General features: G+C 30.0%; 19 protein-coding genes. 10 read left to right on the forward strand and 9 right to left on the reverse strand.

Going from position 1 to position 21,335, the window contains the following annotated elements; all coding sequences use genetic code 11:
* Window positions 1–32: 32 nt before the first annotated feature.
* From AJN64_RS04960 to nth, 3 genes are read right to left on the reverse strand one after another with little or no spacing between them, the layout of a single operon-like run.
* The gene (locus AJN64_RS04960) at window positions 33–665 is read right to left on the reverse strand and encodes a trimeric intracellular cation channel family protein (RefSeq protein ID WP_002861298.1); all 633 of its coding nucleotides are present in this window, start codon (window positions 663–665) and stop codon (window positions 33–35) included.
* Window positions 666–675: 10 nt separating this feature from the next.
* Window positions 676–1,326, reverse strand: a complete 651-nt coding sequence (locus AJN64_RS04965; protein ID WP_044780003.1) for a DNA/RNA non-specific endonuclease — start codon at window positions 1,324–1,326, stop codon at window positions 676–678.
* A complete protein-coding gene (gene nth, locus AJN64_RS04970; RefSeq protein ID WP_044779333.1) occupies window positions 1,323–1,949 on the reverse strand; it encodes an endonuclease III in 627 nt (208 codons plus the stop codon). The genes AJN64_RS04965 and nth overlap by 4 nt, the downstream gene beginning before the upstream one ends.
* A gap of 80 nt (window positions 1,950–2,029) precedes the next feature.
* On the opposite strand from nth, the gene peb4 reads away from it, so the two are divergent.
* The 5 genes from peb4 (at window position 2,030) to AJN64_RS04995 (ending at window position 7,264) form a co-directional block, all read left to right on the forward strand.
* On the forward strand, window positions 2,030–2,851 hold the full coding sequence (gene peb4 / locus AJN64_RS04975; RefSeq protein WP_002931939.1) for a peptidylprolyl isomerase PEB4: 822 nt from the start codon (window positions 2,030–2,032) through the stop codon (window positions 2,849–2,851).
* Window positions 2,851–3,915, forward strand: a complete 1,065-nt coding sequence (fbaA, locus tag AJN64_RS04980) for a class II fructose-bisphosphate aldolase (RefSeq protein WP_053872867.1) — start codon at window positions 2,851–2,853, stop codon at window positions 3,913–3,915. Before peb4 ends, fbaA begins: the two co-directional genes overlap by 1 nt.
* Window positions 3,916–4,009: 94 nt before the next feature.
* The gene (locus AJN64_RS04985; RefSeq protein ID WP_053872868.1) at window positions 4,010–5,452 is read left to right on the forward strand and encodes a MotA/TolQ/ExbB proton channel family protein; all 1,443 of its coding nucleotides are present in this window, start codon (window positions 4,010–4,012) and stop codon (window positions 5,450–5,452) included.
* On the forward strand, window positions 5,449–6,402 hold the full coding sequence (locus AJN64_RS04990) for an OmpA family protein (RefSeq protein WP_002852313.1): 954 nt from the start codon (window positions 5,449–5,451) through the stop codon (window positions 6,400–6,402). The genes AJN64_RS04985 and AJN64_RS04990 overlap by 4 nt, the downstream gene beginning before the upstream one ends.
* Window positions 6,389–7,264: a 1-aminocyclopropane-1-carboxylate deaminase/D-cysteine desulfhydrase gene (locus AJN64_RS04995; RefSeq protein ID WP_053872869.1), complete on the forward strand. Its 876-nt coding sequence runs from the start codon at window positions 6,389–6,391 to the stop codon at window positions 7,262–7,264. Before AJN64_RS04990 ends, AJN64_RS04995 begins: the two co-directional genes overlap by 14 nt.
* Here AJN64_RS04995 and AJN64_RS05000 read toward each other — a convergent pair.
* Genes AJN64_RS05000 through AJN64_RS05010 form a run of 3 tightly spaced genes read right to left on the reverse strand, consistent with a single transcriptional unit; the run spans window position 7,256 to window position 11,018 of the window.
* Window positions 7,256–8,599 (reverse strand): sodium-dependent transporter, encoded by a 1,344-nt coding sequence (locus AJN64_RS05000; RefSeq protein ID WP_070209852.1) that lies wholly within the window; start codon window positions 8,597–8,599, stop codon window positions 7,256–7,258. The two genes, AJN64_RS04995 and AJN64_RS05000, sit on opposite strands and share 9 nt — an antisense overlap.
* Window positions 8,600–8,649: 50 nt before the next feature.
* Complete coding sequence (locus tag AJN64_RS05005; protein WP_070209853.1) at window positions 8,650–9,318, reverse strand: MOSC domain-containing protein; 669 nt, start codon at window positions 9,316–9,318, stop codon at window positions 8,650–8,652.
* Window positions 9,315–11,018, reverse strand: a complete 1,704-nt coding sequence (locus AJN64_RS05010; protein ID WP_070209854.1) for a protein-disulfide reductase DsbD family protein — start codon at window positions 11,016–11,018, stop codon at window positions 9,315–9,317. Before AJN64_RS05010 ends, AJN64_RS05005 begins: the two co-directional genes overlap by 4 nt.
* 93 nt (window positions 11,019–11,111) lie before the next feature.
* Between AJN64_RS05010 and ppk2 the strand changes: the two genes are divergently transcribed.
* The 5 genes from ppk2 (at window position 11,112) to AJN64_RS05035 (ending at window position 17,740) form a co-directional block, all read left to right on the forward strand.
* The gene (gene ppk2, locus AJN64_RS05015) at window positions 11,112–11,993 is read left to right on the forward strand and encodes a polyphosphate kinase 2 (protein ID WP_053872584.1); all 882 of its coding nucleotides are present in this window, start codon (window positions 11,112–11,114) and stop codon (window positions 11,991–11,993) included.
* Window positions 11,994–12,001: 8 nt separating this feature from the next.
* On the forward strand, window positions 12,002–13,192 hold the full coding sequence (locus AJN64_RS05020) for a M20 family metallopeptidase (RefSeq protein WP_053872583.1): 1,191 nt from the start codon (window positions 12,002–12,004) through the stop codon (window positions 13,190–13,192).
* Window positions 13,193–13,270: 78 nt separating this feature from the next.
* A complete protein-coding gene (locus tag AJN64_RS05025) occupies window positions 13,271–14,443 on the forward strand; it encodes an efflux RND transporter periplasmic adaptor subunit (RefSeq protein ID WP_002871376.1) in 1,173 nt (390 codons plus the stop codon).
* The gene (locus tag AJN64_RS05030; protein ID WP_053872566.1) at window positions 14,443–16,368 is read left to right on the forward strand and encodes an ABC transporter permease; all 1,926 of its coding nucleotides are present in this window, start codon (window positions 14,443–14,445) and stop codon (window positions 16,366–16,368) included. The genes AJN64_RS05025 and AJN64_RS05030 overlap by 1 nt, the downstream gene beginning before the upstream one ends.
* 1 nt (window position 16,369) lies before the next feature.
* Window positions 16,370–17,740, forward strand: coding sequence for a TolC family protein (locus AJN64_RS05035; RefSeq protein WP_053872565.1), 1,371 nt, complete (start codon window positions 16,370–16,372; stop codon window positions 17,738–17,740).
* 2 nt (window positions 17,741–17,742) lie between these two features.
* On the opposite strand, the gene AJN64_RS05040 is transcribed toward AJN64_RS05035, so the two are convergent.
* From AJN64_RS05040 to AJN64_RS05050, 3 genes are read right to left on the reverse strand one after another with little or no spacing between them, the layout of a single operon-like run.
* Window positions 17,743–18,921, reverse strand: coding sequence for an SGNH/GDSL hydrolase family protein (locus AJN64_RS05040; protein ID WP_070292762.1), 1,179 nt, complete (start codon window positions 18,919–18,921; stop codon window positions 17,743–17,745).
* Complete coding sequence (locus AJN64_RS05045) at window positions 18,908–19,918, reverse strand: DUF459 domain-containing protein (protein ID WP_044780017.1); 1,011 nt, start codon at window positions 19,916–19,918, stop codon at window positions 18,908–18,910. The genes AJN64_RS05040 and AJN64_RS05045 overlap by 14 nt, the downstream gene beginning before the upstream one ends.
* Window positions 19,919–21,295: an MBOAT family O-acyltransferase gene (locus tag AJN64_RS05050; RefSeq protein ID WP_070292763.1), complete on the reverse strand. Its 1,377-nt coding sequence runs from the start codon at window positions 21,293–21,295 to the stop codon at window positions 19,919–19,921.
* Between the last annotated feature and the right edge of the window lie 40 nt (window positions 21,296–21,335).

The following is a 21,335-nucleotide window of genomic DNA, read 5'->3' on the forward strand; positions in this document are numbered from 1 at the left end:
ATCTTAGCAAACTTGTATAAAGCAACGATAAATTATTTTTCTTCATTATAAGAAAAAATAGGTAAAGACCATTGATATTTGATAGCTAAAAGCCTTGCAATAACTCCTATAAAAAGAGTTAAAAGTGTGCAAACTAGAGCATTAAGCTCAAGCCACATTATTAGAGAATAATAGATTGCTCCTGCAATTATGGCAATTCCTGCATAAATTTCTTTTTGAAATACCAAAGGGATTCTCATACATAAAATATCTCTTAAAATTCCACCAAAAACACCCGTAATTACAGCAGCAGCAACGGCTATGATAAACCCATGATTTTGATCTATGGCTATTTGAGCTCCAAGTATGCTAAAAACAACAAGTCCTATAGCATCAAGAGTTAGAAATAAAGTTTCAAGTTTGGTTACTACACGTGGAATTTTTGTGGCTATAAGGGCGCAAAAACAGATTAAAATAATATATTCAGGATGTTTAACCCAAGTTAAAGGATAATGTCCTAAAAGCACATCTCGTATGCTTCCACCTCCAATTGCTGTTACGAGAGCAATAAAAATAACTCCAAAAAGGTCCATTTTATGGCGTCCTGCAGCTAAAGCCCCTGTCATTCCTTCTGCGGAAATACCTATGATATAAAGAGTGGTTATTGTAAGAGCATTTATCTCCATAATTTATACCTTAAAATTTATCACAATTTATTTGATACTGTTTAATATTTTCATCATTTACTTCGTGGTTTGGTACTTGATAGCATTCTTTAAATTTCGGAGTTTTAATAATTTTTACATAAAAACTTGGTATAGCAATACGGTTTTTAATGTATTGTGGTTCTTTATCGTAAAGTACTAAATTTAAAACTTCAATACTTTGAAATTTTAAAGCCAAATTTCTTTCTCTTTGTTCGATTTCATTCCAAATTATATTATTTATTTGCGCATTTTGTGGGGTAATATTACTCATTAAAAATACTGAATTTTGGGCAGCTTTACTAAAGCTAAAAGAAGCATTGGGTGCAGTGTGTCCTCGCGTGTAGCCGCTGTTTTTATAATCACTCCAAGTAGTGCGGTATTTTTTAGGAATATTTGTATCATCTTCAAAGCGAGGGCGTTTTTTAATTTGTTTATTTTTTAAATTTGAAGCTTCTACTTTATAAGCAACGGCTTTTGTACCTTTGAGTTTATAATCATAGCAATTTAGATAAAAAAACTTATCTAAGATTTGCGAGCAATTTATGTTGTTAAAATAAGAAGAAAAAACAGCACTAGGCTCGTAAGATTCTAAGGCGAAAATATTAAGAAATATAGCGAGTAAAAAGATGAAAATTTTCATTTAAGTTCCTTATCTTTACTTTTGCAAAGATGATTTAAAAAACATTCTTTACATAAAGGTTTTTTAGCTTTACAAGTGTAGCGTCCAAAAAGAACCATGGCTTGATGAAGATAGTTAAGATTATCTTTAAATATGCGTGTTAAATCTTCTTCTGTAGCTTCTGGAGTTTTTGCTTTGCTAAGTCCTAAGCGGTGAGAAACTCTAAAAACATGAGTATCTACAGCCATGAAATTTGCTCCACACCATTCTATTAAAACCACATGGGCGGTTTTTTGTCCCACGCCTGCTAAGGATTTTAATTTCTCTTCTTCAAGGGGAATTTCTCCGTCAAAATTTTCACAAACTGATTTTGCCATTTTTATAAGATTTTGTGCTTTATTATTAAAAAATGAACAAGTTTGTATGTAGGTTTTAAGGCTTGATAAATTTGCATTTGCAAGAGATTTGATATCAGGATAAGCTTTAAAAAGATCAGGAGTGATGAGATTAACTCTTTTATCAGTGCATTGGGCTGAAAGCATCACACAGACTAATAGTTCGTATAAATTTGAAAATTTAAGTTCTGTTACAGGTTTCTCAAAATGTTTTAAAAAAAGCTCTTTGATTTCTAAATTTCTTTTCATTTTTTAATTTTAGTTAATTAGCTTTAAACCAAGTTTAGATATAATCGATTTTATATACATTTTATTAAAAAGGAAACCCAATGAAAAAAATTTCTTTAGTTGCAGCAGCTTTGATTGCAGGTGTAGCTTTAAATGTAAATGCAGCTACAGTAGCCACTGTTAATGGCAAGAGCATTAGTGATACAGAAGTAAGTGAATTTTTTGCCCCTATGCTTAGAGGACAGGATTTTAAAACTTTGCCAGATAATCAAAAAAAAGCTCTTATTCAGCAGTATATTATGCAAGACTTAATTTTGCAAGATGCTAAAAAACAAAATTTAGAAAAAGATCCTTTATACACAAAAGAACTTGATCGTGCAAAAGATGCAATACTTGTTAATGTTTATCAAGAGAAAATTTTAAATACAATTAAAATTGATGCGGCTAAAGTTAAAGCTTTTTATGATCAAAATAAAGACAAATACGTAAAACCTGCGAGAGTGCAAGCAAAACATATCTTAGTAGCGACAGAAAAAGAAGCTAAGGATATTATTAACGAACTTAAAGGTTTAAAAGGTAAAGAACTAGATGCTAAATTTAGTGAGCTTGCTAAAGAGAAATCAATTGATCCAGGTTCAAAAAACCAAGGTGGTGAGCTTGGTTGGTTTGATCAATCAACTATGGTAAAGCCTTTTACAGATGCTGCTTTTGCACTTAAAAATGGTACTATTACTACAACTCCAATAAAAACGAATTTTGGCTATCATGTAATCTTAAAAGAAAATTCGCAGGCTAAAGGTCAAATCAAATTTGATGAAGTAAAACAAGGTATTGAAAACGGACTTAAATTTGAAGAATTTAAAAAAGTTATCAATCAAAAAGGCCAAGATCTTTTAAATAGTGCTAAAGTGGAATATAAATAATGGGTGTTTTAGACATTGTAAAAGCAGGGGTGATTAGCGGAGATGAGCTTAATAAAGTTTATGATTATGCTAAAGCAGAGGGTTTTGCTATCCCTGCTGTTAATGTTGTAGGAACTGATTCTATTAATGCAGTTTTAGAAGCTGCAAAAAAAGTTAACTCTCCAGTTATTATCCAGTTTTCAAATGGTGGGGCAAAATTTTATGCAGGAAAAAATTGTCCTAATGGAGAAGTTTTAGGTGCAATTAGTGGGGCTAAACATGTGCATTTACTTGCTAAAGCTTATGGTGTACCTGTGATTTTACACACTGATCATGCTGCAAGAAAACTTTTGCCTTGGATTGATGGGCTTATTGAGGCAAATGCACAATATAAAAAAACCCATGGACAAGCTTTATTTAGTTCTCATATGCTTGATCTTAGCGAAGAAAGTTTAGAAGAAAATCTTAACACTTGTGAAGTTTATCTTCAAAAACTTGATGCTTTAGGTGTCGCACTTGAAATAGAACTAGGTTGTACAGGTGGTGAAGAAGATGGAGTGGATAATACAGGCATTGATAATTCCAAGCTTTATACCCAACCAGAAGATGTAGCACTTGCATATGAAAGACTTGGAAAAATTAGTGATAAATTTTCAATCGCAGCAAGCTTTGGAAATGTACATGGAGTTTACAAGCCAGGAAATGTTAGTTTACAACCTGAAATTTTAAAAAATTCGCAAAAATTTGTAAAAGATAAATTTGCTTTAAAAAATGATAAACCTATAAATTTTGTATTTCATGGTGGTAGCGGTAGCGAGCTAAAAGATATTAAAGATGCAGTAAGCTATGGCGTAATCAAGATGAATATTGACACAGATACCCAGTGGGCTTTTTGGGATGGGGTACGTGAATATGAACTTAAAAATAGGGCTTATTTGCAAGGACAAATTGGAAATCCAGAAGGTGATGACAAGCCAAATAAAAAATACTATGATCCGCGTGTTTGGTTAAGGAGTGGTGAAGAAAGCATGATAAAGCGTCTTGAAGTCGCTTTTGAAGATTTAAACTGTATAAACAAAAACTAAGCATTTTAAAGGCTTAGTTTTATTTTGTTTTAAAAATTTTTATCAAATTAAGTAGCAATCTTTAAAATAAAATTTTTAATGAGGTATTGGTTTCATGGATATTAAATCAGATGAAATTTCAGAACTTGTTTTGCCTGAAGGCAAAGATGCAAGAGGTTCTTTGGTTTATTTTAAAATTATTTTTATTCCAGCTTTTCTTTATATTTTGATTTTATTAGGTTATTTTAATGTAATTGACTTTAAGGTTGAATTACATACGGTTATTATGACAGGTGTGATTTTTTTTACAGCATTGATTTTTGCTAGACATAGTGCTGAGTATGCGTATAGTATTTTTGAACAACAAAAAGATGAATTTAAACAGGCTTTAAAAAGACATATTATGAGGCATTTTCTTGCCATAGGGAAAGACACGAAATCAAATGCCAATTTTGATGACTTTGCTTATACATATATTAAAGGTGCAAGAAATGAGAATTTTGCTAGTATAGGTTCGGCAATTTTTCCAATGATGGGAATTTTAGGAACTTTTATCAGCATAGCTTTTTCAATGCCAAATTTTAGTTCTAGTGATACAGCCGCTTTAGAACAAGAAATTGCAGATTTGTTAAGTGGAGTAGGAACTGCTTTTTATGTTTCAATTTATGGAATTTTTCTTGCATTATGGTGGATGTTTTTTGAAAAATATGGTAAAAGTAAAATAGATCGTTTACTAAATCGTCAAAAAAACGCTACAAGTGGATTTTTTTGGACAAAAGAAGAGCTTGATCAAAGATATTTAACTGAGAGTTTGCAACATTTTGAAAAAATTGGAGCAATTTTTAAACAAGTTAGCAATGATGATTTTTTTGCAGAGCTTGATCATGCTATTGATAGAAAATTTGGCATTTTTCAAGATATGCTAAATGTAGAAGAAAAAGCTATTAGATTAAGTAGTGAACACATCAAACAAACCATGGGTGAGCTTAGTAAAGCACAAAGAGATCAACGCGATCTTGGAAAGCTTTATAGTGAAATGTTAAATGGCATAGGTTTGCTCAATCAAAATTTGAAAGAAATCAATACAAGAATGTCAGAACAATATAATCGCTTGCTCGATATCAGTAGTGATAAAATTCATCATCTTGATAAGACGCTAAGTGCATTCGATGAAAAAGTAGAGCGTTTTGGCAAAAATTTTGAACTTTATGAAAAAGCAATGTTGGAAAGTCAAGAAAAGGTTTTTGAGGGATTTAAAGCAAGCTTGTTTGAAGGTATGCATAAATTTAAGGAAGTATATGAAGAAGAAAAAAGTATCGATGCTAAAATCAAAATGATGGATGAGCTTAAAAAAGAAATGAAAGCACTTGATGAAGAAACAAGTCAAATGATGAGTAAGCTTTCTGGGGATGGAAATCAAAATAAAGAAAATGAAACCAAACAAATAGAAGATTTTTCAGAGTCTAAGACTGAAGAAAATCAAGATGAAATTCAAGCAGAAATATCTAAGCAAGAAAGCAATGATGAGTTAAAAAATGAAGATAAAGAAAATAAATGAAAAATGAGTCAAAAGAAGATAGCAATTTTTGGATAGCTTATGCTGATTTAATGGCAGGATTGCTGTTTGTTTTTATTTTGCTAATAGGTGCTATTGTTGTAAAATATGTTTTAACTCAAAGTGATTTAAAAGAAATTAAAGACAATCTCAATAAACAAGAGGCACGCTTAGAGGAGAGCAAAGAAGAGCTTAGAAATAAAGAAGCTATAGTGTTTAAACTAAGTTCTGATTTAAACAATGCTTCTAGTGCTTTAAATCTTGCTAATTCTCAAAAAGCAGAATTAGAGGCTAATATTACAAATTACAAGCAGTTAAGTAAAGATTTGAACTCAACTTTAGATAATAAAGATAAGCAAATTTTGATTTTACTAGGTCAATTAGAGAAAAAAGATGAAGAGCTTAAAAATTTACAAGAAGATTTTCAAAAAGCTAAAGAAAAGGTGCAAAATCTTGGTTTGATTCGTGAAAATTTAAGCAAGGAATTGCAAAGCAAACTTGATAATAATATCACTATAGATGAAAAGACAGGATCTATTTCTTTGCCTGCTGAAGTACTTTTTGATAAAGATTCTTATGTGTTAAAAAATGAAGCAAAGGCAAGTTTGAGAAAAATCTTAAGCGAATATTTTGATGCTATTCTTGAAGATCCAAAAATTTTTTCTAACATTGAAAATATCATTATTGAAGGACATACTGATAGTGATGGATCTTATATTTATAATTTAGATTTGTCGCAAAAAAGAGCTTATGAGGTGATGAATTTTATCTATACTTTTTATAAGAGTGATAAGCTTCAAAAGCTTTTAATGGCAAGTGGACGTTCTTTTTCAGATCCTGTGTTTGTCAACGGAGTTGAAGATAAGGATAAGAGTCGTCGCATAGAGATAAAATTTAGCATTAAAAATGATAATGCTTTAAAAGATGTAGAAAAATTCTTTGAATTTCATTAAAACAATTAGTCCTATACAAAAAATCAATTTTAACGGATTTGAATTTTATATTAAAAGAGATGATTTATTAGGAGAAATTAATGGAAATAAAGCTAGGAAACTTGCTTTTTATATCCATCAAAGATATCCTAAAAATCAATCTTTTATAAGTTATGGAGGAAGCCAAAGTAATGCTTTGGCGGCATTAAGTATTTTTGCTAAACAAAGATCATATAAGCTTGTTTTTGCTTGTGAAAAAATTTCTACTTTTCTTAAGAATAATCCTTGTGGAAACTATGCTTTAGCTTTAGAAAATGGTGTTGATTTTGTAGAAAATATCCATTCTTTATCCTTAAAGCAATTTGCCTTGTCTTTGTGTAAAAAAGATGATATTTTTATAGAACAAGGCATGGCTAATTTAGAAGCTCAATATGGCTATATGGAGCTTGCTCAAGAAATTCAAATGCAAAGTCAAAGTTTAAAGCTTGATTTTGATATTTTTTTACCTTCGGGTACAGGCACTTCGGCAGCTTTTTTGGCAAAGTATTCTAAATTTAAAGTATTTACTTGCGCTTGTGTAGGTGATATTAAATATCTTAAAAAACAAATTTTAACATTAGATCCAAGCTATGATTTTTCAAATTTAGAATTTTTAACAAGTGATAAAAAATATCACTTTGCTAGACCGTATAAAGAATTTTATGAGCTTTACATGGATTTAAAGTTAAAGTGCAATATAGAATTTGACTTGTTGTATGATATTTTAGGATTAAGTATAGCATTAAAACAAGAGTGGAAAAAACCATTGCTTTATATACATCAAGGTGGAATTTTAGGAAATTCCACTATGTTAGAGAGATATAAATTTAAAAAATTAGTTTAAAATTCCATAGATAAAAATGATTAAAATAATCAAAGGTACTATATATTTTACATAATAAAACCAAATTCCAAACCATGAACTTTTAAGTGTATTGTTATTGCTAAGTTCTTTTAGACTTTCTTGTTTGCCTAAAATCCAACCTACATAAATGCAGCAAAAAAATGCAGTTAAAACAAACAAAATATTTCCACTAATGAAATCAAAACTATCAAAAATGTTTTTTCCTTTGATGATAACAATATCACGCCAAGGCCCATAAGTTAGAATACAAGGAAGATTGCCAAGTATGAAGATAAACCCTAGAGTTAGGTTAATAGAAAGATTTTTAGAATATTTAAATTTTTCTTCTAATACGCTAATAATAACTTGATAAATTGGCAAGCTTGTGGTTAAAGCTGCAATCAAGAGTAAGACAAAAAATAAAATACACACAATGGTACCAAAATGGATATGAGAAAATGCTATAGGTAAAGTTTCAAAAACCAAAGAAGGCCCGCTATCTGGAGCAAGTCCTGCTGAGAAAAGTGCTGGAAAAATCATAAAACCAGCCAAAACAGCTATAATGGTATTTAAAACCCCTGTATAAATAGCGGTTTTTGCCATATTTTCATTTTTATTAAGATGAGATGAAAGTGTTATCATCACCCCAAAACCTAGGGATAAAGCAAAAAAGACTTGCCCTAAAACATCGATTAAAAGTTTTGATGATAAAATTTTACTAAAATCAGGTTCAAGATAAAATTTAACTCCAGCTATAGCTCCATCAAGGGTTAAATTGCGTCCCACAACAACAATAAGACAGATAAATAATAAGGGCATTAAAAATTTGACGGATTTTTCTATACCATCTATAATGCCTCTTTTTAAAATAATATAATTAATAATTACAAAAACAGTGGTAAAAATACCAACTCCTAAAGGATTGAAGGCTATTTTGTCGTTAAAAAACTGATGAGTAAATTCTTTGCTTACTACATTGGCAAGACTAAAATTCCCTAGGGTTAATTCCCAAATATAAACTAAAACCCATCCTCCAAGTACCATGTAGTAAGCCATTATGCCAAAGCTTCCTAAAAGTCCCATATATCCAATACTTTGCCATTTTTGTTTGAAAGCATCTACGCTATTTGTCATCGCTTTTCTGCCTATGACATTTTCAACTAAAATAACAGGAATGCCTATGATAATCATAGCTATACAAAAAACTAATACATAAGCACCGCCACCATTTTCTCCTACAAGATAGGGAAAACGCCAAGTTGCTCCAAATCCTATGGTTGCTCCAGCAACTGTTAGAATATAAGTTAGTGTGCTACTCCATGTTTGTCTTTGCATGATTATCCTTTCGAAAAAGAATTATTTTACCTAAAAATAACTTTAAAAACTTATAAGCTATCCATATAGCTTATATCGTAAGTATTTTTTAAGCGTTTGTGTATCGTTTCGTGCCAATTTTGAGATATGAGAGAGTTTAATTTTTCTAATTTATCTAATAAATTCAGATTTTGCTTAAGAATTTGATGCGGGGAGTAAAAAAGTTGATTGAGTTCAAATACACTAAGTGAAGTAGAATTTTTTTCTAAAATTTTAATATTTTCATGCTTTCGTATTTGTCCAACTTGTAAAACTTTATAATACCATCCACTCAAGCCCGTTTTAAAAATTTCATGTGTAAAATTTGGATTATTGTGAATTTTAGAAATTTTTACACAAGGTTTTCTAGGTTCGCTTACTTGCAGTATTGCATTTGAAATTTGATGTATATCACCTATGCAAACATTTTGTTCACAAAGCCCATCGATGCTCAAATTTTCACCCATTGAGCCAAAATTTAGCTTTTTATTAAGAAATCTTTCCCATATAGGATAGTTTTGACAAGAGTTGGCAAAAATAGCCTTATGGTAGCCTCCATGATGAATTTTATCAGCTATTTGATCATCTAAAATACCTAGAAAATCAATTTGTGTTTCTTCTAGGTAAGTATCTTTAATAAATGCGCTTTGGAAATTTTTATAGTTTTTAATTTTCCCTATTTGCAAACTTTGAATTTTCATGGTTCTAGTTTTTTTAATAAATCATCAGCACTGATAAAACCCGTGATTTTTAATTTTTCTTTTCCATTTTCAAAGAAAATTAAAACAGGTGGGCCAAAAACATTAAATTCTTTCATGGTTTTAATTTGTTCATTATTATTTTCGCTTACATCAACTTTGATAAGTTTGTAATTTTGCATTTTTTGTATGATTCTTTCATCGCTAAAGGTCAATTCATCTAAAAGTTTGCAATTTTCACACCAAGATGCAGTAAAATCAAGCATTATGGGCTTTGTATTTGTTTGTATTTCTTGCTTTAATTGTTCAAAATTGTTGATATAATCATAGCTTAAAGCAGGTTTTGAGGCAGATATAGTATTGAAATTTAAAGGATTTAAGAAATTTTTAGCCCCAAAAAGTCCCCCTAGGAAAATACTTAGAGAATAAGCTAAAATAAGAATTAAAATACTTTTTTTAATTTTAGAAATTATTGTAAAACTTTTTTCAAAAATTCCCATAAAAACACTAAAAAATACACCTAAAATTCCATAGGCAATTAAAATGTAATTTTCTTCAATAATTCTAGAAAGTATCCAAATAGCCATAGCCAACATAACAAAAGCAAAGAAAATTTTTACTTTTTCCATCCAAAAACTAGGTTTAATAAAACCTAATCCTAAGCCTATGAAAAGCAAAGGTATACCCATGCCAAAACTCATGATAAAAAGCGCACTACCACCTAATAAAGCATTGCCTGTATTGGCTATATAAATTAAAGCACCTGCTAAAGGGGCTGCTACGCAAGGACCTACTATTAAAGCAGATAAAAATCCCATAATAGCTATACCTACAACTCCCTTTCCTTTTTCGCTTTTTTTATGTATAAAGGTTTGAAATCTTAATGGTAATTCGAAACGAAAAGCTCCAAACATAGCAAAAGCAAAAGCTATGAAAATTAGAGCAAAAAGAATTAAAATAATAGGTTTTTGTAAAATTCCTTGAATACTTGCTCCTAGAAAACTTGCTATAACTCCAGCAATAGCGTAGGCTAAAGACATGAAAAAAACATAGATAAAAGAGAGAAAAAAACTATGTTTTTTTGAAAATTTAGCATTACTTTTTGCTATGATAAGAGAAGATAAAATCGGAATCATAGGTAAAATACAAGGTGTTAAGGAGAGTAAAAGTCCATAGCCAAAAAAACTTAGTAAAATCCAAAAAAAGTTATCTGTTGCTAAAAAATTTGCTATAGAGCTTTCTTCAGATTCAATTTTAGTTTTTTTATCTGTTTTTTGAGCTTTATAAGGTTTTGAAATTTCAAAAGTATCTTTTTTAGAAATGAGATCAAAGTACCAAGTTTGAGGATTATAACACAAGCCTTGTTCAGAACAACCTTGAAATTCGAGTTTGATTAAATTTGTAGTATTTTTTGCAAAGTGCTCTAGTAGTAAATTTGGCAAAGCTAAATTTAATTTTTGATAATAAACATTTTCATTGCCTCTTGTAGAGCTTTGAGGTAGATTAATCAAAGAACTTATATCTTTTTCATTTATATATAATTTAAGTTTATTAGAATAAAGATAAATATCTTTTCCAAGTTCAATATCAATTGAGATAGAACTATTATAAGAGTTTGATTTTACATTAAAAGCTTCATTTAAAGACAATATAGAAGCAAAACATAAGCAAAAACTTAATAAAATAATACCAAAAATACGCATAAATTTCCTAAAAACTTATTTTTCCTTTATCTTTAGCTTCAATTATAATTTATTATGATAAATTTACTTTAAATACTTTATAAAGGTTTGAAAATGCAAGAAAATAATTCTTCAAAAACACAAGGGGCTGTTAAAAAGAATGAAATTTATATTTCTGTTAAAAGAAAGAAAAGTACAATAGAATATGAAAAAGATTTAAAGAATTTGCAAATTGAGCTTTTGAAATTTCAAAATCATGTTAAAGCCAAGGGTTTAAAGGTTCTTATACTTATAGAAGGACGCGATGCAGCTGGAAAAGGTGGGGCGATTAAACGTTTGATTGAGCATTTAAACCCGCGTGGTTGCCGCGTTGTGGCTCTTGAAAAACCTAGTGATGTGGAAAAAACACAGTGGTATTTTCAGCGTTATATAGCACATTTGCCCTCGGCCGGTGAGATTGTGATTTTTGACAGATCTTGGTATAATCGTGCAGGAGTAGAACCGGTTATGGGTTTTTGTACACCGCAACAACATAAAGATTTTTTAAGAGAAGTGTCTTTGTTTGAAAATATGATTTCAAATAGTGATATTATTTTTTTTAAATTTTATTTTTCAGTATCAAAAGACGAGCAAAAAAAACGTTTTGAAAAACGCCGAAGTGATCCACTTAAACAATATAAATTATCTCCTGTAGATCAAAAATCACAAGAATTATGGGATAAATATACTTTAGCTAAATACTCTATGCTTTTAGCATCTAATACTCCAACTTGTCCTTGGACTATTATTTCTTCAGATGATAAGAAAAAAGCAAGATTAAATTTATTGCGTTTTATACTTTCTAAGGTAGAATATCCAAATAAAAAAACTGGAGATTTTTCCAAAATTGATGCAAAATTAGTGCGTAGTGGAGAAGAAGAAATACGAAAAATGGAGGCGAATTTGGAAAAACTTGACAGTAAAAAAGCAGATGAGAAAATAAAAGATTTAGATTAAGGAAAAGAATGCATAAGCTGGTTGAAAATTTAGCACTAAAGTACTATGATAAAGTAGTTGATTTAAGACATCAAATTCATATGCATCCTGAGCTTGAATTTGAAGAAGAAAATACAGCTCATTTAGTGTGTAAAATTTTAGATGAGTTTGGCATTAAATATCAAAAAAATATTGCAAAAACAGGAATTTTAGCTATTATAGAAGGAAAAAAGAAGAGTCAGAAAAAACCAAAATGCGTTCTTTTAAGAGCGGATATGGATGCTTTGCCTGTACAAGAAAAAACTAATCTAAGTTATGCTTCAAAAATTGATGGTAAGATGCACGCATGTGGACATGATGGACATACAGCAGGACTTTTGGGAGCTGCTTTGATATTAAATGAGCTCAAAGATGAATTTTGTGGCACGATTAAGTTTATGTTTCAGCCCGCAGAAGAGGGAAGCGGTGGAGCTAAACCTATGATAGAATCAGGTGTATTGGAAAATCCTTATGTTGATGCGGTTTTTGGTTGTCATTTATGGGGGTCTTTGCTTGAAAATACTGCTCAAATTGTAAGTGGCGAAATGATGGCTGGAACGGATATTTTTGATTTGGAATTTATTGGCAGAGGAGGACATGGAGCTCATCCGCACACTTGCATAGATCCTATAATTATGGCAACGCAATTTGTAAATAATATACAAAGTGTTGTTTCTAGGCGTTTAGCCCCTTATGAAGCAGGGGTGATTACCGTAGGTCAAATTTGTGCAGGAGCTACTTATAATGTTATTCCTGCAAATGCTTATTTAAAAGGAACCGTGCGTTTTTTAAATGATAAAATACAAGATATTTTAAAAAGTTCTCTAGAAGAAGTGGCTGCTGCTACAGCAAAATCTAATGGTGGAGATTATAAGCTTAAATATACTAAAGAATTTCCTCCATTGATTAATGATGAAAAAGCTGCTTTAATAGCAAGAAAAGCTTTTGCAAAGGTCTTAGGAGAAGAAAATATCATTGTTTCTTCTAAACCTGACATGGGGGCTGAAGATTTTGCTTTTTTAACACGAGAAAGAATGGGAGCTTATGTATTTGTTGGAATTTCAAAGGATTTAAATCATCCAGCTTTGCACCATAGTTCTACTTTTTGTTGGGATGATGAAAATTTAAAAGTTTTAATGCAGGGTGATGTGATGATGGCTTTAGAATTTTTAAATTTATAAAATAGAATTAAAAATTCACAAAAAATTCACAAAAAATGAGTAAAATTTAATCTTGATTTTTCTTTAGGATTTGTTATTATGAAAAAGAAGATTGTTTTAATCATTTTAATTGCAATACTTGGAAGTGTTGGGGCTTATTTTATTTTTTTTAATAATGATGAAAAAATCAGCTATTTAACTCAAAAAATACAAAAAAAAGATATATCTCAAACCATAGAGGCAGTAGGAAAGGTATATGCCAAAGATCAAGTCGATGTAGGTGCTCAAGTTAGCGGACAAATTATAAAACTTTATGTCGATGTGGGAACTCATGTAAAGCAAGGTGATTTGATCGCTCAAATTGACAAAGATAAACAACAAAACGATTTAGATATTACAAAAGCTCAGCTTGAAAGCGCTAAGGCTAATTTAGAGAGTAAAAAAGTTGCTCTTGAGATTGCAAGTAAGCAATATCAAAGAGAGCAAAAACTTTATGCAGCTAAAGCAAGTTCTCTTGAAAATTTAGAAACTCAAAAAAATAATTATTATACTTTAAAAGCCAATGTTGCAGAGCTTAATGCTCAAGTAGTTCAGCTTGAAATCACTCTTAAAAATGCACAAAAAGATTTAGGTTATACAACCATTACTGCTCCTATGGATGGTGTTGTGATTAATGTAGCTGTAGATGAAGGACAAACAGTTAATGCTAATCAAAACACTCCTACTATAGTCCGTATAGCTAATTTAGATGAAATGGAAGTAAGGATGGAAATAGCAGAGGCTGATGTGAGTAAGATAAAAGTAGGAACAGAGCTTGATTTTTCTTTGCTTAATGATCCTCAAAAAACTTATCATGCTAAGATTGCAAGTATAGATCCAGCTGATACTGAAGTGAGTGATTCTAGTACAAGCTCAAGCTCATCAAGTTCGAGTTCTTCAAGCTCAAGCTCATCAAATGCTATTTATTATTACGCAAAATTTTATGTAGCCAATAAAGATGATTTTTTGCGTATTGGTATGAGTATACAAAATGAAATTGTTGTAGCAAGTGCAAAGGCTGTTTTAGCAGTGCCAACTTATGCAATTAAAAGTGATCCAAAAGGCTATTATGTTGAAATTTTAGAAAATCAAAAAGCTGTTAAAAAATATGTTAAACTTGGTATTAAAGATTCTATCAATACTCAAATTTTAGAAGGTGTAAATGAAAATGAAGAATTGATAGTAAGCTCAAGTGCTGATGGCTTAGCTCCTAAAATGAAGTTGAGATTTTAATGATTTTTCTTAAAAATATTTGCAAAAATATAGGCGAAAATGCCATTTTAAAAAATGTAAGTTTAAGTATAGAAAAAGGTGAATTTGTTGCTATTATAGGACAAAGTGGAAGTGGTAAAACTTCACTTTTAAATATCATAGGAACATTAGATACGCCAAGTAGTGGAACTTATGTTTTTGATGAGTATGAAGTCACTAAACTTAATAACGATGAAAAAGCAAGATTAAGGCGTGAAAAAATAGGCTTTATATTTCAAAGATATAATCTTTTAAGCTTGCTTAGCGCTAAAGAAAATGTTTCTTTACCTGCAGTTTATGCGGGAAAAAATTTACAAGAAAGAAGTCAAAACGCTAAAAAACTTTTAAATGATTTAGAATTAGCTCACAAGTTAGATTCTAAACCGAATGAATTAAGCGGAGGGCAGCAACAACGCGTTTCTATAGCAAGAGCTTTAATCAATGGTGGAGAGCTTATTTTGGCTGATGAGCCAACGGGAGCTTTGGATAGTAAAAGCGGTATTATGGTGCTTGAAATTTTACAAAAACTTAACGCGCAAGGTCATACTATAGTCTTAGTAACTCACGATCCAAAAATTGCAGCACAAGCTAAAAGGGTTATAGAAATTAAAGATGGAGAAATTTTAAGCGATACTAAAAAGGAAAAAGCTCAAGAAAAACTCACTTTAAAAACAATGTCTAAAGAGAAAAAAACACTTACTTTGCTTAAAAATCAAGCCTTTGAGTGTTTTAAGATAGCTTATTCTTCCATACTTGCACACAAACTTCGTTCTATTTTAACTATGCTTGGAATCATCATAGGTATTGCTTCTGTAGTTTGTGTTGTAGCTTTGGGGTTGGGCTCTCAAGCTAAGGTGCTTGAATCCATTGCAAGACTTGGAACAAATACTATTGAAATTCGTCCTGGAAAAGGATTTGGGGATTTGCGTTCGGGTAAAACAAGGCTTAATTTTAGTGATTTAGAAACGCTAAGATCTTTAGAATATTTAGAAGCAGTTGATGCTCACTCAAATACTTCAGGTGTAGCAACTTATACCAATATTTCTTTAAGTGCAAGAGCTGAAGGAGTGGGGGTAAATAATTTTGCCATAGAAGGTTTAAGGATAGATGCGGGAAGAATTTTAAATAATGATGATGTAAAAAATAGTACCAATGTTGCTGTGTTAGATTTTAACGCTAAAAAAAATCTTTTTCCTGATGAAAAAAGTGAAAATATTTTAGGTCGTGTGGTACTTTTTAATTCTCAACCTTTTAAGATCATAGGAGTTTTACAAAAAGATACAGACAAACCTATAGAAGATAATGTAGTGCGTCTTTATATACCCTATACAACACTGATGAATAAGCTTACAGGAGATAGAAATTTGCGTGAAATCATAGTTAAGGTTAAAGATGATGTGAGTTCAACTTTGGCTGAAAATGCTATTATAAGAATTTTAGAAATTAAACGCGGACAAAAGGATTTTTTTACTTTTAATTCTGATACCTTTAAGCAAGCTATTACAGCAAATAAACGCACTACAACCATACTTACTGCTTGTGTGGCTGTGATTGCTTTGATTGTTGGGGGTATAGGAGTGATGAATATCATGCTTGTTTCTGTAAGCGAAAGAACGAGAGAAATTGGCATACGAATGGCTATTGGGGCTAGAAGAGAAGATATTATGATGCAGTTTTTAATCGAAGCAGTTATGATTTGTACCATAGGGGCGATTTTAGGTGTGATTTTATCGATTTTTGTTATTTTTGCTTTTAATACTTTAAGTACAGATTTTCCTATGATTTTAAATGCCTATTCTGTGCTTTTAGGACTTTTAAGTTCTATGTTTATCGGTGTGATTTTTGGTTTTTTCCCTGCAAGAAATGCAGCAAATTTAAATCCTATTAGTGCATTATCAAAGGAATAAAGTGAAAATAATACTTAGCATTTTTTTAGCATTTTTCTTGAGCGCTTGTGGTGCAAAACTTAGCTTGCCTAAAGAAGTTGATTTAACTCAAGAACAAATGAAAGATTTAAATCTCACTTATGATTGGTATAGATCTTATGATAATGCAAAATTAAATGAATTTCTAAATTTTGTTTTATTGAATAATAGTGATATTAATATTGCTAGAAAAACTTTGCTTTCAGCTTTGGCTAGAGCTGATTTGATTGATTATGATTTATATCCGACTTTAAGTGGAAATTTGGGTTTTGGTGTGGATAAAGATTTAAATTCAGGCAAACAAAGTAAAAATTTCAATAATTCTTTAAATTTAAGCTATGAACTTGATATTTATGGCAAATTAAGAGATAGCGCAAGTGCGAGTGAATTTAGTGCAAAAGCAAGTGCTTATGATCTTGAAAATTTAAAAATAAGTATGATCAATACAGCTTTAAATGATGTGTTTGAGCTGGCTTATTTTAACGATGTAGATAAATTGCTTCGAGTCTATCTTTCAAATTTAGAACAAATGAAAGAGCTTTATAGTTATAAATACAAGCTTGGAAAAATAGAAGAATTAGATCTTTTAAACATAGAACAAAGCTTATTAAGAGCTAAACAAAATTTATTAAGCAATGATCAAAATCGTAATTTACTCATAAAAAATTTACAAGATTTATTGGCAAAGCAAGAAGGTTTTGCTTACATAGAGTATTTTAAAACTTTATCTTTAAATGATTTTAAAACCTTAAGTCCTGATTTTAATATACCTTTAAAAGCTTTAGCGTACCGTGCAGATGTGAGGTCTAAACTCAATAGCTTAAAATCAGCCTTTAAGGATTATTCTTCCATGCAAAAATCTATTGTGCCTAGTATTTCTTTAGGTGGAGCATTAAGCGGAAGGGATAAAAAAATCGATGATAGTTTTAAATTTGAAATTTTAAGTGGCAATGTTAAGATTTCTTTACCTTTCTTAGATTATGGTAGGGTAAAGCAAAATATCAAAATTTCTCAATTTACTTATGAGCAACTTTTAATTTCTTATGAGCAAGCTTTACAAAGTGCGATGAATGAATTTGCATTGAATTATAAAGATTATCAAGGCGACACCTTGCTTTTGCAAAATTTGCAAAATATTAACATTAAACAAGAGCTTATCGCTAAGGCGTATTATGAAAAATATATTTTAGGAAAAAGCGAATTAAAAGATTATTTGGATGCAAATAATACTTTAAATTCTACCCAGCAAGAATTTTTAAGAGCTAGATTTAATCTTTTAAAAACTATTAATTCTTACTATCAAATCACAGCTTTAAGTTTTAATGATGAAAACTTAGAATTTCCTAAGTATTAAATTTAATAATCGATGATATTTTTTAAATCCTCGAGTAACTTTTTAGCCATCAGCTCATAGCCTTTTATAGTAAGATGTACATCATTGAGCGAAAGCTTTTGTTCTATCCATTTGTTTTTTCCCCCACTATCTTGCATAAACTGATGCATATCAAAGATAAGAGTTTTTTCTTCTTTAGCAACTTCATATAATGCTTTGCGTATGGTAAAAAAATCAGGAGCAAGCTTATAGTTTTTACCCTGTTTTTGAACTACGGTTGGTGGAGAGATTAGCATGATAACAGCGTTTTTATTGTAAGTTTTTAAAATGCTAATCCATTTTTTTAAATTATTTTTGAATTTTTGTTTTTCAAACCCTTTAAAGAGTGCATCATTAGAACCATAGGCAAGAATAATTAAATCATTGTGTAAAAGTTCTAGTTCTTTTTTTACAACTGCTTGATTCCAAGAGAGCCATAAATCACTTTTGGCACCATTGATTGCAATGGTATCTAAGAAAATATTATTATCTTTATTTGTGATGAAATATCCTCCTAGCTCAGCATCCTTTTGTAAGGCTGAAATTTGCAAAGGAAGATCAAGTTCTAGTTCTTTATAAGACCATTTGTTAATTTGTGTAGTTCTTAACTCATAGCTTTGGTTTTTTGCATCTTTGATGCTAAAAGCATTGGTATTTTGCTTGGTTTTAAATAAAAATCCTATCTTGAATTTTTTTTTATCTAAGGTTGTATCAAGGTTGATTTTTGCACCTTTGATTTTTGCTTTGGCTATTATCCCACCTAGTGGAAAATTATGTCCAGCATTAGTAGGATTTCTTGAGTTTAAAATTTCAAAGTTTTTATAAGAATAAACAAGATTAAGATTTTGTTGATATTTGGGCTGTAAAGGATAGGCAAAACCTATAGAGTTAGAGCGGATTAAATATCCTCTTATGACACGCGGAAAGAAATCAGCCGCCATATGAGAATCTCCATAAATTCTAATTCCTATGTTTTGATTTTTTTCTAATTTTTTTTCTAGATTTTTAAGATCTTTTTTTGATACATAACTTGTTAAAGCAGAGTGATTTTTGTTTTGATTGAGTATGGAATCTATTGTGTCATTTGTATTTAAATTTTGTGCATAAGAGCTAGTAAAAATAATAAAAAACAATAAGATAATTTTAAATTTATTTACTAGCATTTTCTTCCTTAAGTTTTATGTGTTCTAATAAAAGTTTAGACATTTCTCTTGCACCACTTGGGGTAAAGTGAATCCCATCATCTGTTCTTACTTTTATACTTCTATTGTTTTCATCTTTTATATAAGCTGAGTATTCATCATTGACACTAAAAAATAGTTTAGTGTTGATAAAAATTTCTTTATTTTTAAGAATTTCATTGCTGTAAATTTTATTGAGCACTTGTATTTTTTTGTTCAAATCTTCTTTTTTTACAGGAGGGATTTCAAACCAAAAAACTTTGGCTTTATGTTTTTTAGCGATTTTAATGATTTCATCTACACGATTTGTATAAATATCTATCCAAGAAGGGGAGCCAAAACGATGGTAATTTCCTCCTTTTTTAATATCCCAAGGATCATTAGCACCAAGAAGAACAACAAGATATTTAATATTTGAGTTTTTAACAAAAGCTTCATTGGTTGCTTTTGACCAGTTAAAATAGGATTTATAAGAAAGGCCTGTATTTTGTTTACTAAGATCGGTTACCTTAAGATTTAAATTTCTTAAATCTCTATTTAAGGCTATTGCAACACCTTGCATTAAAGAATCTCCGATAAATAAAAACTCATCTCCATTTTGTAGCTCTAATTTGGTATTGTCGATAAAACTAATATTTGCATCTTGGATTAAGGTTAGATTTGTTTCTTTATGAGAAGTGTTTTCATCATTTTCTAAAGTGTTTAAAACTTTATCTATTTTACTTAAGTTTTCATCTGTTGATTTACTTTCTTGATTTGTATCTTCTTCATTGGTTTGAGGCAAGGGTTCGTTGCTTAAAATTGCACGAATTTGTTCTAATTTAATTTTGAAGCCATTGGCTTCTTTTAAAAGATCATTATGGGGATAGAATGCAAAGTGATATTTTTGTTCTATATAAGAGCTAATGCTCTGATTCATAACTACAACAACCAAGCCAAGCACTATAATCAAAATGAAGAAAAATCTAACTGCACTCATCTAAAAACTCGAATAAATAAAATCAGGAATTCCATCTGGCATAAAAGCAAAAACCAAAAGTAAAATAAAAGCTATGATAAAAGGTTTTAGTAAAAATGGAGTAAGGTTTAAAATCTTAATGCAATATTCTTTAAAATTAATAAATAAAGGATAGATCATAAAAAGAACCCCAAAAGCAACCAACATATAAATATCATTATAAGATGGAATTTGGAAGAAATTATAATAACAAGCTTTAAAATATTCTATTGCATCTTCTAGATTTTTGCTATAGTAAAAGAAAATCCAAGTAAAACATATAAATTGAAAGGTTAAAAATCTTCCTAAAGCTGGAATTTTTTGTAAACTAAATTTGCTTAAAGCTAGCAAATGTATAAAAACTATGCCAATACCATGCAATAAACCCCAAACAATAAAAGCAAGTGTATTACCATGCCACATACCTGAAAGTATAAAAGCGATGAGTATATTAACTATAGTGCGTGGCATTCCTTTTCTATTGCCCCCTAAAGGTATATAGATATAATCTCTTATAAAGGTTGAAAGACTGATATGCCATCTAGCCCAAAAATCTTTTAGATTTTTTGCAAGATAAGGCATGTTAAAGTTAAGTGGAAGGGTAAAACCTAACATTAAAGCAAAAGCACAAACTAAATCAACATATCCGCTAAAATCGCAGTATATTTGAATCGCATAGGCGTAAATTGCGCTTAAAAGTTGTATGAAATTATAAGATTGTGGAAAGTCTAAAATACTTTTAGCATAAATTCCAAGGTAATTGGCTATTAAAACTTTTTTAACTATACCAAAAACAAGCAAGATGATGATTAAATTTGCATGTTTAAATTCGCGTTTTTGATAGGCTTGTTCAAAGAAAAAAGAACTTCGCATAATAGGCCCTGAAAGTAGTGTTGGAAAAAATGATAAGAAGGTTGCTAAATTTAAAAAGCTTTCTAAACGGCGTTTTTGGTAAACTTCTACAAGATAAGTGATAGAAGTAAAGGTATAAAAACTAATTCCTATTGGAAATACTAAATCAATATTTAAAAATTCTAAACCGAAAAAATCTAATATCTCATCAATACTTCCTTTGATGCTAGGAAAGTATTTAAAAAAACATAAATTTAAAACAATAAAAGCCATACAAGTAGCGAAAATATAACGCTTGCGACGCACAAAAATAAGCAAGGCAAAATAGTGTATAAAAAAGGTATATATAAATAAAACTAAGGCGAAATAAGGATTGATTAAAATATAAATAATATAAGAGAAAATTAAAATTAAAATATTTTGTATTTTATAATCATTTTTAAAAGTCCAATAAATAGCAAAAAAAGCTATCATTAAAATACTAAATTCTAGAGAAAAATAAGTCATACCTTCAATCCAAAGCGAGATTTGCCCATAATAGGGCAAA

This window comes from Campylobacter sp. BCW_4332 (assembly GCF_001763175.1).
In the GTDB taxonomy this organism is placed as follows: domain Bacteria; phylum Campylobacterota; class Campylobacteria; order Campylobacterales; family Campylobacteraceae; genus Campylobacter_D; species Campylobacter_D jejuni.

Excerpts from the sequence above, each read along its gene's own strand:
- AJN64_RS04960 (WP_002861298.1), bottom strand. The coding sequence starts at position 665 with ATGGAGATAAATGCTCTTACAATAACCACTCTTTATATCATAGGTATT.
- AJN64_RS04965 (WP_044780003.1), bottom strand. The coding sequence starts at position 1,326 with ATGAAAATTTTCATCTTTTTACTCGCTATATTTCTTAATATTTTCGCC.
- nth (WP_044779333.1), bottom strand. The coding sequence starts at position 1,949 with ATGAAAAGAAATTTAGAAATCAAAGAGCTTTTTTTAAAACATTTTGAG.
- peb4 (WP_002931939.1), top strand. The coding sequence starts at position 2,030 with ATGAAAAAAATTTCTTTAGTTGCAGCAGCTTTGATTGCAGGTGTAGCT.
- fbaA (WP_053872867.1), top strand. The coding sequence starts at position 2,851 with ATGGGTGTTTTAGACATTGTAAAAGCAGGGGTGATTAGCGGAGATGAG.
- AJN64_RS04985 (WP_053872868.1), top strand. The coding sequence starts at position 4,010 with ATGGATATTAAATCAGATGAAATTTCAGAACTTGTTTTGCCTGAAGGC.
- AJN64_RS04990 (WP_002852313.1), top strand. The coding sequence starts at position 5,449 with ATGAAAAATGAGTCAAAAGAAGATAGCAATTTTTGGATAGCTTATGCT.
- AJN64_RS05000 (WP_070209852.1), bottom strand. The coding sequence starts at position 8,599 with ATGCAAAGACAAACATGGAGTAGCACACTAACTTATATTCTAACAGTT.
- AJN64_RS05005 (WP_070209853.1), bottom strand. The coding sequence starts at position 9,318 with ATGAAAATTCAAAGTTTGCAAATAGGGAAAATTAAAAACTATAAAAAT.
- AJN64_RS05010 (WP_070209854.1), bottom strand. The coding sequence starts at position 11,018 with ATGCGTATTTTTGGTATTATTTTATTAAGTTTTTGCTTATGTTTTGCT.
- ppk2 (WP_053872584.1), top strand. The coding sequence starts at position 11,112 with ATGCAAGAAAATAATTCTTCAAAAACACAAGGGGCTGTTAAAAAGAAT.
- AJN64_RS05020 (WP_053872583.1), top strand. The coding sequence starts at position 12,002 with ATGCATAAGCTGGTTGAAAATTTAGCACTAAAGTACTATGATAAAGTA.
- AJN64_RS05025 (WP_002871376.1), top strand. The coding sequence starts at position 13,271 with ATGAAAAAGAAGATTGTTTTAATCATTTTAATTGCAATACTTGGAAGT.
- AJN64_RS05030 (WP_053872566.1), top strand. The coding sequence starts at position 14,443 with ATGATTTTTCTTAAAAATATTTGCAAAAATATAGGCGAAAATGCCATT.
- AJN64_RS05040 (WP_070292762.1), bottom strand. The coding sequence starts at position 18,921 with ATGCTAGTAAATAAATTTAAAATTATCTTATTGTTTTTTATTATTTTT.
- AJN64_RS05045 (WP_044780017.1), bottom strand. The coding sequence starts at position 19,918 with ATGAGTGCAGTTAGATTTTTCTTCATTTTGATTATAGTGCTTGGCTTG.
- AJN64_RS05050 (WP_070292763.1), bottom strand. The coding sequence starts at position 21,295 with ATGACTTATTTTTCTCTAGAATTTAGTATTTTAATGATAGCTTTTTTT.